Source organism: Escherichia sp. KTE96, from assembly GCF_000408525.1.
Classification (GTDB): Bacteria; Pseudomonadota; Gammaproteobacteria; order Enterobacterales; family Enterobacteriaceae; genus Escherichia; species Escherichia marmotae.
Map to the genome: position 1 here is coordinate 50,247 of NZ_KE137146.1, position 16,130 is coordinate 66,376.

At 47.1% G+C, this 16,130-nt stretch carries 15 protein-coding genes and 2 tRNA genes; 7 read left to right on the top strand and 10 right to left on the bottom strand.

The annotated features are described in order from the left end of the window. The first annotated feature begins 268 nt into the window (after window positions 1-268). Window positions 269-1,084, top strand: coding sequence for a mannosyl-3-phosphoglycerate phosphatase-related protein (locus A1WG_RS20905; RefSeq protein ID WP_001516579.1), 816 nt, complete (start codon window positions 269-271; stop codon window positions 1,082-1,084). Here A1WG_RS20905 and dgcQ read toward each other — a convergent pair. The 3 genes from dgcQ to A1WG_RS20890 all read right to left on the bottom strand — a co-directional run bounded on the left by dgcQ (window position 1,081) and on the right by A1WG_RS20890 (window position 4,146). Then, the gene (dgcQ, locus tag A1WG_RS20900) at window positions 1,081-2,775 is read right to left on the bottom strand and encodes a cellulose biosynthesis regulator diguanylate cyclase DgcQ (RefSeq protein ID WP_001516580.1); all 1,695 of its coding nucleotides are present in this window, start codon (window positions 2,773-2,775) and stop codon (window positions 1,081-1,083) included. The two genes, A1WG_RS20905 and dgcQ, sit on opposite strands and share 4 nt — an antisense overlap. 192 nt (window positions 2,776-2,967) lie before the next feature. Continuing rightward, entirely contained in the window at window positions 2,968-3,150 is a 183-nt protein-coding gene (locus A1WG_RS20895) for a YodC family protein (RefSeq protein WP_000011632.1), read from the bottom strand. A 78-nt stretch (window positions 3,151-3,228) separates the two neighbouring features. Then, complete coding sequence (locus A1WG_RS20890) at window positions 3,229-4,146, bottom strand: DUF808 domain-containing protein (protein ID WP_000922674.1); 918 nt, start codon at window positions 4,144-4,146, stop codon at window positions 3,229-3,231. A 172-nt stretch (window positions 4,147-4,318) separates the two neighbouring features. Between A1WG_RS20890 and yedA the strand changes: the two genes are divergently transcribed. Beyond that, window positions 4,319-5,239 carry a drug/metabolite exporter YedA gene (gene yedA / locus A1WG_RS20885; protein WP_001212246.1) on the top strand — a complete coding sequence of 307 codons (921 nt, stop codon included), beginning with the start codon at window positions 4,319-4,321 and terminating at the stop codon, window positions 5,237-5,239. Here yedA and A1WG_RS20880 read toward each other — a convergent pair. From A1WG_RS20880 to drpB, 4 genes are all read right to left on the bottom strand, one after another. Continuing rightward, window positions 5,228-5,698, bottom strand: coding sequence for a very short patch repair endonuclease (locus A1WG_RS20880; protein ID WP_000785975.1), 471 nt, complete (start codon window positions 5,696-5,698; stop codon window positions 5,228-5,230). The two genes, yedA and A1WG_RS20880, sit on opposite strands and share 12 nt — an antisense overlap. Next, entirely contained in the window at window positions 5,679-7,097 is a 1,419-nt protein-coding gene (gene dcm, locus A1WG_RS20875; RefSeq protein ID WP_001157228.1) for a DNA-cytosine methyltransferase, read from the bottom strand. Before dcm ends, A1WG_RS20880 begins: the two co-directional genes overlap by 20 nt. A 66-nt stretch (window positions 7,098-7,163) precedes the next feature. Continuing rightward, window positions 7,164-7,859 carry a phosphohydrolase gene (locus tag A1WG_RS20870; protein ID WP_000365593.1) on the bottom strand — a complete coding sequence of 232 codons (696 nt, stop codon included), beginning with the start codon at window positions 7,857-7,859 and terminating at the stop codon, window positions 7,164-7,166. Between the two features lie 39 nt (window positions 7,860-7,898). After that, window positions 7,899-8,180 (bottom strand): cell division protein DrpB, encoded by a 282-nt coding sequence (gene drpB, locus A1WG_RS0121290; RefSeq protein ID WP_242664688.1) that lies wholly within the window; start codon window positions 8,178-8,180, stop codon window positions 7,899-7,901. 648 nt (window positions 8,181-8,828) lie between these two features. Here drpB and ompC point away from each other — a divergent pair. After that, complete coding sequence (gene ompC, locus A1WG_RS20865; RefSeq protein WP_000824343.1) at window positions 8,829-10,019, top strand: porin OmpC; 1,191 nt, start codon at window positions 8,829-8,831, stop codon at window positions 10,017-10,019. An 88-nt stretch (window positions 10,020-10,107) separates the two neighbouring features. Here the strand turns inward: ompC and A1WG_RS25045 are convergent, their stop codons facing one another. Next, the gene (locus A1WG_RS25045) at window positions 10,108-10,266 is read right to left on the bottom strand and encodes a hypothetical protein (RefSeq protein ID WP_228029473.1); all 159 of its coding nucleotides are present in this window, start codon (window positions 10,264-10,266) and stop codon (window positions 10,108-10,110) included. A gap of 728 nt (window positions 10,267-10,994) precedes the next feature. Between A1WG_RS25045 and hchA the strand changes: the two genes are divergently transcribed. Together hchA and A1WG_RS20855 are read left to right on the top strand one after the other, a co-directional pair. After that, window positions 10,995-11,846: a glyoxalase III HchA gene (gene hchA, locus A1WG_RS20860; RefSeq protein ID WP_000218188.1), complete on the top strand. Its 852-nt coding sequence runs from the start codon at window positions 10,995-10,997 to the stop codon at window positions 11,844-11,846. Between the two features lie 304 nt (window positions 11,847-12,150). Continuing rightward, window positions 12,151-13,209 (top strand): glycosyltransferase family 9 protein, encoded by a 1,059-nt coding sequence (locus A1WG_RS20855; protein ID WP_001516582.1) that lies wholly within the window; start codon window positions 12,151-12,153, stop codon window positions 13,207-13,209. Between the two features lie 92 nt (window positions 13,210-13,301). Here the strand turns inward: A1WG_RS20855 and A1WG_RS20850 are convergent. Beyond that, window positions 13,302-13,377: transfer RNA gene (locus A1WG_RS20850), tRNA-Asn, on the bottom strand. 100 nt (window positions 13,378-13,477) lie between these two features. Then, complete coding sequence (gene mtfA, locus A1WG_RS20845; RefSeq protein ID WP_001516583.1) at window positions 13,478-14,275, bottom strand: DgsA anti-repressor MtfA; 798 nt, start codon at window positions 14,273-14,275, stop codon at window positions 13,478-13,480. 93 nt (window positions 14,276-14,368) lie between these two features. Between mtfA and A1WG_RS20840 the strand changes: the two genes are divergently transcribed. Next, a tRNA-Ser gene (locus A1WG_RS20840) sits at window positions 14,369-14,458 on the top strand. 348 nt (window positions 14,459-14,806) lie between these two features. Continuing rightward, window positions 14,807-16,123 carry a shikimate transporter gene (gene shiA / locus A1WG_RS20835; RefSeq protein ID WP_000378543.1) on the top strand — a complete coding sequence of 439 codons (1,317 nt, stop codon included), beginning with the start codon at window positions 14,807-14,809 and terminating at the stop codon, window positions 16,121-16,123. Window positions 16,124-16,130 lie beyond the last annotated feature (7 nt).

Here is a 16,130-nt window from a genome sequence, read left to right on the forward strand (position 1 = left end):
TGGGGGTCGGGATCAAACTTGCTTAAGCAAGAAGCACTTAAAAAATTCGTTACACCAGGAAATCTGATGTGTTCATCACCTTATCTGCAATTTTTTTCGCTGACAAGGAAATATTCTTTGCATGAATGATTAATATCACTAATGAATGAAATTGTGACTTTCGTCACCCCTTATGGCCTCTGCTACGGGCGGGATCGCTCCCAAAAAATGATCAAATACAAATCGTGCTATTTTGAGAAACATCCTGGTAAAGGGAGTATGCGCTACCATGCTTTCAATTCAACAACCACTACTGATTTTCACCGATCTCGATGGCACCCTGTTGGACAGTCATAGCTATGACTGGCAGCCTGCCGCTCCCTGGCTAAACCGTTTACGAGAAGCAGACGTTCCAGTGATTCTCTGCAGCAGTAAAACGTCGGCGGAAATGCTGTACTTGCAAAAAATCCTGGGTCTGCAAGGGTTGCCGCTGATTGCCGAAAACGGAGCGGTGATCCAACTGGATCATCAATGGCAAGATATAGATGGTTTCCCCCGTATCATCTCGGGTATTGCCCATAGTGAAATCAGTCTGGTGTTGAATACGTTACGCGAGAAAGAACATTTCAAATTCACCACTTTTGATGATGTCGATGAGACAACCATTGCTGAATGGACTGGATTAAGCCGTAGCCAGGCGGCGCTGACGCAATTGCATGAAGCCTCGGTCACGCTCATCTGGCGCGACAGTAACGAGCAAATGACGCAATTTACCGCTCGCCTGAACGAGTTAGGGTTGCAGTTTGTCCAGGGCGCTCGCTTCTGGCATGTGTTGGACGCCTCTGCCGGAAAAGATCAGGCCGCCAACTGGATCATCGCGGCATATCAACAATCAGGCGGAGAACGTCCGACGACGCTTGGCTTAGGCGATGGTCCAAATGACGCGCCATTACTGGAAGTGATGGATTACGCGGTCATTGTGAAAGGGCTAAACCGGGAAGGCATTCATCTGCAAAATGAGGATCCGCCTCGTGTCTGGCGAACGCAGCGAGAAGGTCCTGATGGCTGGCGCGAGGGGTTGGATCACTTTTTTACCGTCCGTTAAGGGGTATCACTGGCGCAGACCCGATTACGTCCTGCTTGTTTAGCGAGATACAGCCGACGATCGGCCAGCGATTGCAATTGTTCAAAATCATAATCACCGGTTTCTTCACTGCTGCTCACCCCCAATGAAGCACTGATGCGGATAGTCTTGCTCTTGGCAATCAACATCTCTTTTTCATTCAGCTTCAGACGAATATGTTCGGCAACTTCTTTTGCCTGCTCCAGGCTGGCGCCAGGCAGAATCACACAAAACTCCTCACCACCAACCCGTCCGGCAACATACTGGGGTCGTAATGAACGACTAATTAATCCGGCAGCATGTGACAACACACGGTCGCCCGCCTGGTGACCAAAGCGGTCATTAATCGCTTTAAAATGGTCAAGGTCGACCTGAATGACAGAAAAAGGATGTTTGTGTGTCTGGCACATTTTGGCCAGCGGACGCGCTTTTTCGAACAGTGCGCCACGGTTATACAGGCGGGTTAAAGTGTCGTGCCACGCCTGCCATTGCAACGAGCTTTGCAGGACAAACATATTGCTGACCATCTGGCGAATCACATACCAGGAGATAAGTAACATGGTTGTGAAGAGCGCCCACAACAGGGTTAATGCAATGCTGATACTGCCGAAATCACCACGCACACCTTCGCTAAGCGTATGGATTCGCACTAATACCCCGTCAAAATGATCCAGCCGTTCCCAGCTAACATAGCGACTGTTCATCCGGATTCCACCGCCCGTATCGTGTTCAATGGCCTGCGCAAGTGATGCCAGTTCGCGAGGATCAAAGAGATCTTCGGTAGGATTCTCCGGGTTGGAAGAGGTCAATAATTTCAGTTTACTGTCGTAGAGTTGATATTCACCGTCGAGATTTTTATCGATAGCATTTTGTAAAAATTGCTGCATTGAACGCACGGGAATACTCATTCCCAGCACGCCATACCAGTAATTATTGCTGTCAACCGGCACGCTTACAGTGACTTGTGGTTCAGTAACATTGTTATGGTCATGCTGAGAGGTAAACCAACGCACCGCACGTTGGCGGTTTTCTCGTTGTGAATGACCGATAAACCAGGGTTGGGTGACAAATTCGTAGTAACGCCCGGGCACACTTCGCATAAACAGCGTCGGCTGCGTAGAAACGTAAAATCCGGCGCGCGAGACATACATCGCCTGTTCAACCATCGACGAGGAGTTGTGCGCCAGTCGCAGCAAGTAACCGACTTCCAGCGCGGCGGTAATTTCGTTGTCCAGGGATTCATTTTCGCGAGAAAGCAGATCCCCCTCGCTGACTAACGCATCAGAGACGCCATTTACCGGCAGGGTACGTCGTCTGTTGAGTTCTATCTGCCAGGCATGTTCATCGCGACGTTGTTCGAACTTGGTAACGGCATTGCGCAGAGAGGTGAAATCGAGCGGCGCAACGAGGGCTTCGCGCATCCCGTTACGCAAAAATAATAACTTATCAACGTTATATTGCAGTTGTTTATCAAGCGCGTTGGCAACATTTTCCAGATGGTTACGCTGACTTGAAATATAGGCATCTTCCAGTACGACGACTTCACGCCATGTGAGTAAAGTTGAGAAGATCAACACCACAATAAAGCAGAGATTAACGACATGACCAGGCCCCAGGCGGCGCGCGAGTTTTTTCAGCCAGCTCTGGTTTTCCATTTCTGTCTCGTGCAGCACCCTGACAACTCCCAACCTGCTTTCTTATGATTCTGGCATAACCTGGCAATAGCGTACCGCCAAACAACAATATTTTTATAACGAGGCATGATAAGACGCGCCAGCGTCGCATCAGGCTTTCAATGCCAACGTTGGCACAATCGCCGGATACGGCGTGAACGCCTTATCTGCCCTGGTGTTAATTATACGCTTTTAAACTTCTTCCGATGAACGACTCTTCTCCCCCGGAACAAGCTCAGTTTCATGAAAGGCTTCCCGTTTGACGCCGTAACCGTCATACCAGCGACACTCAACCATGCCGCTGGAATACCCGGTAACAATCATCCGCGGGCCGCCCTCTTTAACCGTTACTTCCTCACTCACCACAAAGCTCATACTCGCCTCCTTTTTTCGAGTGAAACTTGTTCACCTTAGTCGAGAATGGCGAATTTTGCATACCAGCCAGTGAGAATATTAATGTACCTGACCGCGCATTTTCGCTACTGCTTTCACTGCCAATACGACGATGCTACCGATGATAAAACCAAGAATCAGATTTAAAACAGTCGGTAATATCATCGCCACCAGCGCACTCTGCTGCCCGGAGAAATGTTCAATAGCATGATGCAGCGGCGCAATACCATGTACCACAATGCCACCACCGACGAGAAACATCGCCAGCGTGCCGACGATCGATAACGCTTTCATCAGCCAGGGCGCGATAATCAATAACCCCTTGCCCAGCGCCTGTATAACCGTACTGGATTTTTCCGCCAGCCAGTAACCCAGATCATCAATCTTAACGATGATCCCCACCAGACCGTAGACGCCCACGGTAACCACCAGTGCGATCCCTGAAAGCACCAGCACCTGATTAAGCAACGGCGCTTCCGCCACAATCCCCAGCGTGATAGCGACAATTTCCGCAGACAAAATAAAATCGGTACGAATCGCCCCTTTTATTTTGTCCTTTTCGAACTTCAGCGGATCCTGCGCTGCCAGTTTTTCCAGACGCTGCTGACTCTGCGCCGGATCCTCTTTATGCTTACGCGCCTCCAGCATATGCAGCACCTTCTCTACCCCTTCAAAGCAGAGAAATGCACCGCCAATCATCAACAGCGGTGTAATCGCCCACGGGATAAACGCACTGATGATCAGCGCCAACGGCACCAGAATCACTTTGTTGATGAGCGATCCCTTCGCCACGCCCCAGACCACGGGTAATTCCCGGTTGGCACGCACACCTGAAACTTGTTGCGCATTGAGCGACAAGTCATCCCCTAATACACCAGCGGTTTTCTTCGCCGCCAGCTTGCCCATCACGGAGATATCGTCCAGCAAAGTGGCGATATCATCGAGCAACGTCAATAAACTACTCCCGGCCAAAAGCATTCCCTCTCATTTTTATTGTTGACGGTGCTAAGTATGAAGCAAAATCGGCTTGTCTGATACTTGCTTCACAAGTCAACATTTTATTAACAATCAATTACGATTATATCTCTCGCCAGTGAAATGATTTTCACGTTTACTATGAACCGCCTTTTTATTTCCATCGTGAGGGATTATGCGTTTCCGCCAGTTGTTACCGCTTTTTGGCGCACTGTTTGCGCTGTATATCATTTGGGGCTCAACCTATTTTGTCATTCGGATTGGGGTAGAAAGCTGGCCACCGTTAATGATGGCGGGCGTGCGCTTTCTGGCAGCCGGTATTTTACTAATGGCATTTTTACTGCTGCGCGGGCACAAATTGCCGCCGCTACGTCCACTGCTTAATGCCGCGCTTATTGGCCTGTTACTGCTGGCTGTCGGTAACGGCATGGTAACGGTAGCCGAACATCAAAACGTCCCTTCCGGCATTGCCGCCGTGGTGGTGGCAACGGTGCCACTCTTTACCCTGTGCTTCAGCCGCCTGTTTGGCATAAAAACGCGCAAACTGGAGTGGCTTGGCATCGCCATTGGGTTAGCGGGGATCATCATGCTCAACAGTGGCGGTAATTTAAGCGGCAATCCGTGGGGCGCGATCCTGATTTTGATCGGGTCTGTGAGTTGGGCATTTGGTTCAGTTTATGGCTCACGAATCACTCTGCCAGTGGGGATGATGGCGGGAGCCATTGAAATGCTGGCGGCAGGCGTGGTGTTAATGATCGCATCGATGATTGCGGGTGAAAAACTGACGGCGCTCCCTTCTCTTTCGGGCTTCCTGGCGGTCGGCTATCTGGCGCTGTTTGGTTCGATCATCGCCATCAACGCTTATATGTATTTAATCCGCAATGTCAGCCCGGCTCTGGCGACCAGCTACGCTTATGTTAACCCGGTGGTCGCGGTATTACTGGGTACGGGGCTGGGTGGCGAAACGCTATCGCGGATTGAATGGCTGGCACTGGGCGTGATTGTCTTCGCGGTGGTGCTGGTAACGCTGGGGAAATATCTCTTTCCCGCAAAACCCGTTGTCGCCCCCGTCATTCAGGACACATCAAGCGAGTAAATGAATCCCCAGAGAGTCGATCTGCGCGCTGGCACCCTCGCTGCAGATCCACTCTTCCAGACGCTCGGTCAGCGCCGCGTCCGTCAACTTCTCTCGCCCACGTAACGCACACTCCCAGACAATCAATACACGCCAGCCGAGTTCCTGCAATCGATTAATATCACGACGATCGCGCTCGACATTTTTACCTATCTTCTCCAGCCAGAACTCCGTTCGTGTGGCAGGAACTTTGAACAAATGGCAATGATGATGGTGCCAGAAGCAGCCGTGGGTAAATATCACGCAGCGATACTCATCGAGGACAAAATCCGGACGTCCGGGTAGACTGGCACCCTGAACGCGAAACATCAGCCCCTGTCCGGTTAACAGACTGGCCAGGCGCTTCTCGATTGCTGTATCGTGCGTGGCAATCGCGCGCATATTTTTGCTACGCGTGGCCTTATCGTGAACGTCGGCCATGTTGTGCCTCTTGCTGACGCAACGCTACCGCCTGTTTGATTTTTGGCTCGAGCAGTTTTGCCACCGCGGCAAAGACCGGTACGACTACCGAGTTGCCGAACTGGCGATAGGCCTGAGTGTCAGAAACCGGAATGCGGAATTTCGCTTCATGCGGCGCTTCAAAGCCCATCAACCGTGCGCATTCACGAGGTGTTAACCGACGCGGACGATGTTGCTGATTCTGCGGATCGTCAAAGTCTTTCTCACCTGTTGCCATATCCCAGCCGCGATCGATTAAAATTTCTGCGCCATCTTTGTAATAGCGGGCAGAAAGCGTGCGCGTGACACTTTGCGGATTGTTCGGATAAACCATCCCGTACCCGAAGCCGTTACCGCGCGCCTGATGTTTTTTCGCATAGCGATAGAGGTACTTCCACAGCACCGGCGTCAGAATATATTTCGCTTCGACTATCGGATCCAGCAACTCCGCCAGCGTCACTCGCTGCGCAGGGAAACAATCGCTGATATCACGCAGGGTAAAATCTTGCTTCAGATTAAGATCGCGACGGAAACCCACCAGCACAATGCGTTCACGGTGCTGCGGTAAAAAATGTTTGCCATCAATGATCTTCGGATCGTTCGGGCCATTATCTTCTGCATCGGCTACGTCATAGCCCAGTTCGTCCAGCGTCTGCATGATGATGCGGAACGTTTTGCCCTGGTCGTGACTTTTCAGGTTTTTGACGTTTTCAAGTACAAAAATCGCCGGACGGCGGGCGTCGATAATGCGTACCACATCAAAAAACAACGTCCCCTGGGTATCGCAGGCAAAACCGTGCGCGCGACCAAGAGAGTTCTTTTTCGATACGCCAGCCAGGGAAAACGGCTGGCAAGGAAAACCGGCCAATAAAACATCATGTTCAGGAATGTGCTGACGAATATGTGCCGCCGCTGCTTCATCGCTCACGCCCTCTTTATGGCTCAGGGTAATGTCGCGGATATCTTCATTAAAGTGATGCGTAGCCGGGTCGCAATAATGATTCGCTTTGTAGGTGCGTACCGCATGTTTATTCCATTCACTGGTAAACACGCATTGACCGCCAATCGACTCAAAACCGCGACGGATGCCACCAATTCCGGCAAACAGATCGATAAAACGAAACGCATAGTGCGGATGATGTGCAGGTGGTTTGGGTAACAACGTTTGCAGATGAGCGAACTCTTTCTCACTTAAACGGTGCCATGCCGAATCATTCGCCAGCGCACGTTTTAAAATCGCCGCGCTCCAGTGATTCTCACCCACACCATTAAGTTGCGCCACCAATGTTTTAACATCATAAATTTGCAGCAGTTTCTCCAGCATTGCCTGTGCGGCATTCCCGGTGCTGTATGAATCGGTTACTGATATATTTTCCTGCATAGATTTAACCGGCCATCTGAGATGGCCGACAGGTTAACATAATTACTTCAGTTTAGGGCCACGCGGTCAGCCTGCAGGAGAAAAGGCACGAATCACGTCATGATCCACACCTTCATTCTCGCCCGCCAGTTCAGCGCTGAGTTTAGCCATAAACTCCACCTGAAAACGGGCGTTGTGTTGCGCCAGTTGTTTACCTTTTGTCGTTTGCATGGTTTGCGGTAGTTTCAGCAGCTTAGTCTGGAAATGATCCAGCGCGTAGCGTTTATCATCAAGCGGGCGATGCTGCGCGAACGGGTCTTCACCGTCAAACAACGCCACACCCAGCGAGCCTGAGACCGCAAACACTCGCGCCAGACCAATCGCGCCTAAAGCTTCCAGCCTGTCTGCATCCTGCACGATTTTGGCTTCCGCCGTTAAAGGTGTAATTTGTGCGCTGAAACTGTGTGCCGCGATAGCATGGCAAATGGCGTCTATTTTCTCTGGCGGAAAATCGACAAATTCCGCACTTAAAATGCGACGCGCCTCTTCTGCCGCCAGTAATGAGGAGCGCTGCCGTTGCGGATGATTTTTCGCCAGGCTCACAATATCGTGAAAATAACAGGCGGTTAAAATGACCAGCATATCGACGTCTTCATCTGCCGCCAGTTTCTGCGCTGTCGCCCAGACACGACGAAAATGACACAGGTCATGGGCCACGTCCTGGTGCGTTTGATGGTTTTTAAACCAGTTTTCAAACCGTGCCTGCCAGTGTTGTAAATCCATACACGCTCCGCTGCAAATGAGTCGCAACCTTAGCAGTTTTTACTCATAGCGTCTGCTACGCACGGGTCGGGGTCGGGTGTACCACGCAATACCACCTAACAACGCTCCGACCAGGGCCATAAACAAAAATCCCACTAATGCCCCTAACCACTTTCCTGCGGTAGAGCCTAAATCACTTTCAAATCCCGACACGGGGGCATCCGGGATCCTGCTCATCACCCAAATGTAACGCGCCATTACCCAGACGAAATAGCCACACCATGTATAGAAGGCCCATAAAGCCAGTTTGCCGCCAGGGCTGCGAGAAAGTCTCTCTTCCATCGTTGTCGAACCGTACTCCATTTTAAGATAACCCGGGAAATTCAGACTTAGCACTATTATGTGATAAAAGTCACATTTTTCCACATTAGTTGAGACAGTCAAGTCTCACTCATTTTTTGAACAAATATATAAATCTTAGCCAATGGCTATTATTTGCAGAAAAAACAAATAAGAAAGTATTTTTCTTTCGGCAGTGGATAATTAATTAATTCACATCTTGTATATATTAGCACTGAATACAATTATACCTTTTCCGTTTTCTGTGTCATGATAACCCCGTTATTAGCCTTTATCGTCTTGTTTATATTTTTGGGCCGGCATGATGCCGGCTTTTTTTATGCCATTCATAATGTGCGCAAGATCACTCAGGGTCTTTGGTGCAACACTCATTGACACAACCTATCCTTCCGCAAAATCAATAATCTATTGATATACAACCATAAATGACATGAATTTTTGTATCTGCAATTCATAATTTTGAATTATATTAAATAAGATAGAAACATTTTGAAATCTTTTAAATATATTTGTTACATGTAATCTTTAAAATAAAATGAACTTCATAGAATAGTATCCAAATGTGCTTTTTTTTGGATAATGGCACTTATTGATATATTCATGAAGATTATAATCACAAGGGAATACATAATGAAAAGAAAAGTTCTGGCAATGCTGGTCCCGGCGTTATTAGTTGCTGGCGCAGCAAATGCGGCTGAAATTTATAATAAAGATGGTAATAAACTTGATCTGTACGGTAAAGCTGTTGGTCTGCACTACTTCGCTGATGATGCAGCGAATAGCGATGGCGACCAGTCCTACGCCCGTATCGGTTTTAAAGGTGAAACTCAGATCGCTGATCAATTCACTGGTTATGGTCAATGGGAATACAACTTGCAGGCAAATGGTCCTGAAAGTAACAGAGCGGGTTCTGCTACCCGTCTGGCGTTCGCAGGCTTAGGTTTTGGCCAGAATGGTACTTTCGACTATGGTCGTAACTACGGCGTTGTTTATGATATTGAAGCATGGACCGATATGCTGCCGGAATTTGGTGGTGATACCTACGCTGGCGCTGACAACTTCATGAACGGCCGTGCTAATGGTGTAGCAACCTACCGTAACAATGGCTTCTTCGGTCAGGTTGATGGCCTGAACTTTGCTTTGCAATATCAAGGCAATAATGAAAGCGATGGTCTGTTTGGCCAGGAAGGTTCAGGTAATGGTAATGGTCGTAAACTGTCTAAAGAAAATGGTGACGGTTTCGGTATGTCCACCTCTTATGATTTCGACTTCGGTTTAAGTCTGGGTGCTGCATACTCCAACTCTGACCGTACCGATAATCAGGTTCACAAAGGTTATCATGATACTCGTTACGGAGACCGCTTCGATGCAACTGCTGGCGGTGAAACAGCGGAAGCATGGACCGTTGGTGCTAAATACGACGCGAATAACGTTTACTTAGCAGCCATGTACGCTGAAACTCGTAACATGACTGGTTACGGTGATGCTGATGCCATCGCTAATAAAACTCAGAACTTTGAAGTTGTTGCTCAGTATCAGTTCGACTTCGGTCTGCGCCCGTCCATCGCTTACCTGCAATCTAAAGGTAAGGATTTAGGCGGATTGAATGGTGATAACTTCGACAGCCAGGGGAATCATCATTACGCAAACAAAGATCTGGTTAAATACGTTGAAGTCGGTGCGACTTACTACTTCAACAAAAACATGTCCACCTATGTTGATTACAAAATCAACCTGCTGGATAACGACGATGACTTCTACAAAGCAAACGGCATCGCAACCGATGATATCGTTGCTGTAGGCTTAGTCTACCAGTTCTAATCAGCCAACGCGCCACGGCACGTTACTGTAAAAACTCATCCAGCCTGAGTTCGTCCCTCATTGAACTCGGGCTTTTTTATCCCCCTCGTCAAATCACCAGCAGCGGCACTCTCAACCGCTGTAGCATGTCGACAAAACTCAATTCCTGGGTGACTCCCGGCACAATAACATCTGCCAGTTTCTGTTCAACCAGAGTCGCTAAACAGTGCAAAGCCTGAGCACGTAGTGCATCTTTAAAACGATGCATGTCAGAAACATATCTACGCTCCAGGATTCTTACATATTCCGGAATAAAGCCAGGTAAATGAATATGCCCTGAAGAAACGTTAGCGAAAAACTACGCATAATAAAGTGATAGTTCCCTATCATCCCGAGAAAGACATTCACCGGAATAACAATATTTCAGTACATAGAAAACCTCTGAAAACATCTTAATATAAAAAAGACTATAAATTATTATTAATTTATCTGTTAAAGATTATAGTTACGCCTTAAATATTTGGCGCATTATATCTGCTGTAACCTTAGCCACTCCTCGCACACCTGTTTCTGGTTGCTACTGTAATTAGAGAATCTGATAGCATGTAATTAACCATATCTGTCATCAGTTAAGCTTAATCTGATTCATCATTTTTCCACGACTAACGGTTATACAGAACGGCTTCATCATTATTTTTTGCTAAAAATCTCATTTATGATTCTTACAGTCGCCCTATGTAACGAGAGTATGCAATCTCATCTTTTCTGAAAAATGAACTAAAATATATTGCTACGCTTTACGTTTTTTATTGCAAATAAGGTTGATTCGATGAGAACACTATTCGTTAACTGTGATGTATTTTCCCTGACGTGTTTAACGCAACCCTCTACCGCTTTAGGTATATTGACTCGTTTTACGTTCCTGGTTAAATATAGCATCCAGCTCAGTCGCGAATATAGTGACTAACCTACCGAAGTAACAATAAGGAATACACTATGACTGTTCAAACAAGTAAGAACCCGCAGATTGATATTGCTGAAGATAATGCGTTCTTCCCTTCAGAATATTCGCTTAGCCAATATACCAGTCCTGTATCTGATCTTGATGGTGTGGACTACCCAAAACCGTATAGCGGTAAGCATAAAATTCTGGTGATCGCCGCTGACGAACGCTATTTGCCGACCGATAACGGTAAACTATTCTCGACGGGCAACCATCCCATTGAAACGTTGCTGCCGTTGTATCACCTGCATGCTGCTGGTTTCGAGTTCGAAGTTGCGACCATCTCTGGCCTGATGACGAAGTTTGAATACTGGGCTATGCCACACAAAGATGAAAAAGTGATGCCATTCTTTGAGCAGCACAAATCTCTGTTCCGCAATCCGAAGAAATTAGCGGATGTTGTCGCCAGCCTCAACGCAGACAGCGAGTACGCAGCAATCTTTGTTCCTGGTGGTCATGGTGCTCTTATTGGCTTACCTGAAAGCAAAGAAGTTGCTACCGCTCTGCAATGGGCAATTGAAAACGACCGCTTTGTTATCTCTCTTTGTCACGGCCCGGCTGCGTTTCTGTCGCTCCGCCACGGTGATAACCCACTAAACGGTTATTCAATTTGCGCATTCCCGGATGCAGCAGACAAACAAACACCAGATATTGGCTATATGCCGGGTCATCTGACCTGGTACTTCGGTGAAGAACTGAAGAAAATGGGAATGAACATCATCAATGATGACATTACTGGCCGGGTACATAAGGATCGTAAACTTCTCACCGGAGACAGCCCTTTTGCAGCGAATGCGCTGGGCAAACTTGCTGCACAGGAAATGCTGGCGGCATACGTGGGTTAACCGGACATCACTTACGGTGTAATAAAAAAGTGGGGGTTTATCTCCCCCACTGAATAAACGAGAGATGTTCACCACCAGTTGTTGACGCTTTATCTCTTGTCTTACCTCCATTTTTGCATCAGCTTCATGCATTGAAGAATGCAATACAATCCTTTGTTGAAATAATAAGTATAATTCAAGCAAATCATTAACACATAAAATATAAGGACATGTTATGTGGCATTACGTTATTTATCGATTTTAGAAAACGACTATCTCTGATAAACTCCATCACGTTTTAACCAGTAGGGAAGCGAGGTTAGATATGTCGTTAACGTCAATTTTTAGACGCATTGCATTTAGCTATTATGATTATTCATGTGAAGATATTGATATTGCAAATACTGAATTTGCAGTCATTCACATTCCAGATCAAATTGGTGATGCAATGGCTATTTACCCAATAATTAGATCGCTGGAATCACATAAAATAAAACATTTATTAATTGTCACATCTACAATTAATAAATCTGTTTTTGATGCGCTTCATCTTAAATACACCAAATTAACATTAGTCAGTATGACAATGCAGGACTATGCCAGCTTAAATGAAATAAAAAAACTGGCGAAAAGTATAAGAGAGCAACACGGTACACCAGATCTCTGCATTGAAGCGATGCGCAAGAAAAACTTGAAAACAATGCTATTCATAAGTCATTTAAAGGCGAAAACGAATTTACAAGTTGTGGGTTTAACGATGACATGTTATTCCCCATTATGTAAATCGGCATCAACAATGGATCAGTCTCTTCGAGCGCCAGTACCAATGACATGGGCTTTCATGATGCGAGAAGCAGGTTTCCCACCCGTCCCCCCTTTATTTGAATTACCGATCCACGAAGAGGTAATAGACGAGGTACATTATGAACTGGATCCATTGGGTTCTTATATCGCTCTTAATCTTGATGGCAGTGCCCAGGAAAGAACCTTTTCAGAAACAATAGCTCAAAAGCTAATAGCTATGATTAAAAATGAAACAAATATGCCAATTGTCATTGTTCATGGACCCAATGGTACTGAAAAAGCAGTAGAGCTAACCCAGTATTTTGACAATGTCTATCATTTATCGTTGGCTCCTTCAATAGCACGTTCTGCTGCCGTCATAAAAAATGCTTTTCTCGCGATAACGCCAGATACCTCTATTTTGCATATGACAAGTGCTTATAATGTTCCTGTCATCGCCGTGTATGCCGATTATAAAACACGCTGGCCTGCAATGGCGGATATTTCAGAGACAATTGTAGTAGGGAAAGAGATTGATCGCATCAATCTGGATGAATTCAGGAACACGGTGAAAAGAATTATCGTAAAAATTCAATCCTGATGTAATTATCAGATTTAAGAGATTTTAGATATGTCTGTTATGATTTGGCGCTAAATAGCAAAAAGCCTGCTTAAAGCAGGCTTTTTTGAATTTGGCTCCTCTGACTGGACTCGAACCAGTGACATACGGATTAACAGTCCGCCGTTCTACCGACTGAACTACAGAGGAATCGTGAGAACGAGGCGAATATTACTGAGTGGTGCAGCGAGTGTCAACACTAAAATTCACAAGCCATTTCAATCGGTTAATTAAGCAACAAAATTGATATTTAATGAACATCTGGTGCTGAATATGCGTCCCTTTCATTAGCATTTCGCAGTCTTTGCAGTGGATCCTGCTGATAAAATTGGCAGAAACGTTGCCACAGCGAGGGGAAGCGAGGCGCAAAAAGCTCCGGAGCACTAAAAAAGTATTCGGAAAGCACGGCAAAACATTCGGCAGGATCACTGGCAGCATAAGCATCGATGCTGGAGGCATTCTCCCCCACTAACTCAATTTCTTCCTGAATGTTATCCATCGCAGCGTGAAGATCGTGTTCCCAGCCCGCGACTTCGCGTAAAGAAATAAAGGGGACGCCACTGGCGCGATCGCCATTTCGGGTGTCCAGTTTATGTGCAACTTCATGGATAATCAGATTAAATCCCGAGGCATCGAAAGAATCCTGTATATCGAGCCAATTCAGCACGATGGGACCTTGCTGCCAGCTTTGACCTGACTGAACAATACGTTGATTATGAACCAGCCCTATATCGTCTTCCCATTCATCGTCTACCACAAATGGTGCCGGGTAAATTAACACTTCATGAAATCCATCCAGCCATTCCAGTCCCAGTTCCATAACAGGTAAGCAAAACAGCAAGGCAATGCGACCACTTTTCAATGCATCAAGTTCAACGCCTTGTAAAGGAACCAGCCGTTTTTGTTGCAAAAAACGTTCAGCCAGAGTGACTAATTTGTTTTGCTCTTGCTCAGTCAAACATGTCAAAAGAGGTATCGCCAAAGCTTCCTTCCACGGAATTGCATCATCATGGGCGGTTTCTTGTACTTTCCAGGGCCACTTAATCATCGTTTTGCTCGCAAACTCGTCACTTGAACAAAATTGCACGGACAGAGACTGTTAAAATGCCAAATTTCCTGGCATCATGGCAACAATCTGAACGGAGAGATGCCGGAGCGGCTGAACGGACCGGTCTCGAAAACCGGAGTAGGGGCAACTCTACCGGGGGTTCAAATCCCCCTCTCTCCGCCAATCATTCAAACAGCTAGTCCGCCCCATGTCAGTGACACAAATCCCATTGAGAAAATTCGAAAAATTCATCCGCGAAAAATAACGCCTGTAAGTAACCTGCGCGACTTTAGCAATCACATTTTTCTCGCTGTTTTTGAATTTCTAATACGCGCCTGAACCCACAATTCTGTTTCGTTTCCGCACATTACAGTGATGTCCCTACCCGTCCCCCATAGTCATTTCCTGACATAAAAACATTTGCAGATGCTCTCTGTCGCGGTAGTCTCATAAGGTTCGTTTATAGTTCGACGGCAATGTGAGTTACCTTTTCCATACTAATTATAAAAAGACAGTACAAACAGGAACATTATGGACTCCACGCTCATCTCCACGCGTCCCGATGAAGGCACGCTTTCGTTAAGTCGCGCCCGACGAGCTGCGTTAGGCAGTTTCGCCGGTGCCGTCGTCGACTGGTACGATTTTTTACTCTATGGCATTACCGCCGCACTGGTGTTTAATCGCGAGTTTTTCCCGCAAATAAGCCCGGCAATGGGAACGCTCGCCGCATTTGCTACTTTTGGGGTCGGTTTCCTTTTCCGTCCGCTCGGAGGTGTCATTTTCGGCCATTTTGGCGACCGTCTGGGACGTAAACGCATGTTAATGCTGACCGTCTGGATGATGGGCATCGCAACAGCTTTGATTGGTATTCTCCCTTCGTTTTCGACTATTGGCTGGTGGGCACCGATTTTACTGGTGACGCTGCGTGCCATTCAGGGTTTTGCCGTCGGCGGAGAGTGGGGAGGCGCTGCATTGCTGTCTGTTGAAAGCGCGCCGAAAAATAAAAAAGCCTTTTACAGCAGCGGCGTACAAGTTGGTTACGGTGTAGGGTTACTACTTTCAACCGGACTGGTTTCACTGATCAGCATGATGACTACTGATGAGCAGTTTTTGAGCTGGGGCTGGCGCATCCCTTTCCTGTTTAGCATCATACTGGTGCTGGGCGCATTGTGGGTGCGTAATGGCATGGAGGAGTCCGCTGAATTTGAACAACAGCAACATAATCAAGTGACCGCGCAAAAGCGTATCCCGGTTATCGAAGCCCTGTTACGACATCCCGGCGCTTTCCTGAAGATTATTGCACTACGCCTGTGCGAGTTGCTGACAATGTATATCGTTACCGCCTTTGCACTTAACTATTCAACCCAGAATATGGGGTTACCGCGCGAATTGTTCCTTAATATTGGTTTGCTGGTGGGTGGGTTAAGCTGTCTGACAATTCCCTGTTTTGCCTGGCTTGCCGACCGTTTTGGCCGCCGTAGGGTGTATATCACTGGCGCGTTAATTGGAGCGTTAAGCGCGTTTCCTTTCTTTATGGCGCTTGAGGCACAGTCCATTTTCTGGATTGTTTTCTTCTCCATTATGCTGGCGAACATTGCGCATGACATGGTGGTTTGTGTGCAACAACCGATGTTCACCGAGATGTTTGGTGCCAGTTATCGCTACAGCGGCGCGGGGGTCGGATACCAGGTTGCCAGTGTGGTAGGGGGTGGATTTACACCTTTTATTGCTGCAGCTCTCATTACTTATTTTGCTGGAGACTGGCATAGCGTCGCCATTTATTTGCTGGCAGGATGCCTGATTTCCGCAATAACTGCTTTGTTGATGAAAGACAATCAACGCGCCTGAGGGTCTG

What these genes read in the sequence shown, in the direction of transcription:
- A1WG_RS20905 (WP_001516579.1), top strand. Translation starts at nt 269, where the DNA reads ATGCTTTCAATTCAACAACCACTACTGATTTTCACCGATCTCGATGGC.
- A1WG_RS20895 (WP_000011632.1), bottom strand. Translation starts at nt 3,150, where the DNA reads ATGAGCTTTGTGGTGAGTGAGGAAGTAACGGTTAAAGAGGGCGGCCCG.
- A1WG_RS20890 (WP_000922674.1), bottom strand. Translation starts at nt 4,146, where the DNA reads ATGCTTTTGGCCGGGAGTAGTTTATTGACGTTGCTCGATGATATCGCC.
- yedA (WP_001212246.1), top strand. Translation starts at nt 4,319, where the DNA reads ATGCGTTTCCGCCAGTTGTTACCGCTTTTTGGCGCACTGTTTGCGCTG.
- A1WG_RS20880 (WP_000785975.1), bottom strand. Translation starts at nt 5,698, where the DNA reads ATGGCCGACGTTCACGATAAGGCCACGCGTAGCAAAAATATGCGCGCG.
- dcm (WP_001157228.1), bottom strand. Translation starts at nt 7,097, where the DNA reads ATGCAGGAAAATATATCAGTAACCGATTCATACAGCACCGGGAATGCC.
- A1WG_RS20870 (WP_000365593.1), bottom strand. Translation starts at nt 7,859, where the DNA reads ATGGATTTACAACACTGGCAGGCACGGTTTGAAAACTGGTTTAAAAAC.
- drpB (WP_242664688.1), bottom strand. Translation starts at nt 8,180, where the DNA reads ATGGAAGAGAGACTTTCTCGCAGCCCTGGCGGCAAACTGGCTTTATGG.
- ompC (WP_000824343.1), top strand. Translation starts at nt 8,829, where the DNA reads ATGAAAAGAAAAGTTCTGGCAATGCTGGTCCCGGCGTTATTAGTTGCT.
- A1WG_RS25045 (WP_228029473.1), bottom strand. Translation starts at nt 10,266, where the DNA reads ATGCATCGTTTTAAAGATGCACTACGTGCTCAGGCTTTGCACTGTTTA.
- hchA (WP_000218188.1), top strand. Translation starts at nt 10,995, where the DNA reads ATGACTGTTCAAACAAGTAAGAACCCGCAGATTGATATTGCTGAAGAT.
- A1WG_RS20855 (WP_001516582.1), top strand. Translation starts at nt 12,151, where the DNA reads ATGTCGTTAACGTCAATTTTTAGACGCATTGCATTTAGCTATTATGAT.
- mtfA (WP_001516583.1), bottom strand. Translation starts at nt 14,275, where the DNA reads ATGATTAAGTGGCCCTGGAAAGTACAAGAAACCGCCCATGATGATGCA.
- shiA (WP_000378543.1), top strand. Translation starts at nt 14,807, where the DNA reads ATGGACTCCACGCTCATCTCCACGCGTCCCGATGAAGGCACGCTTTCG.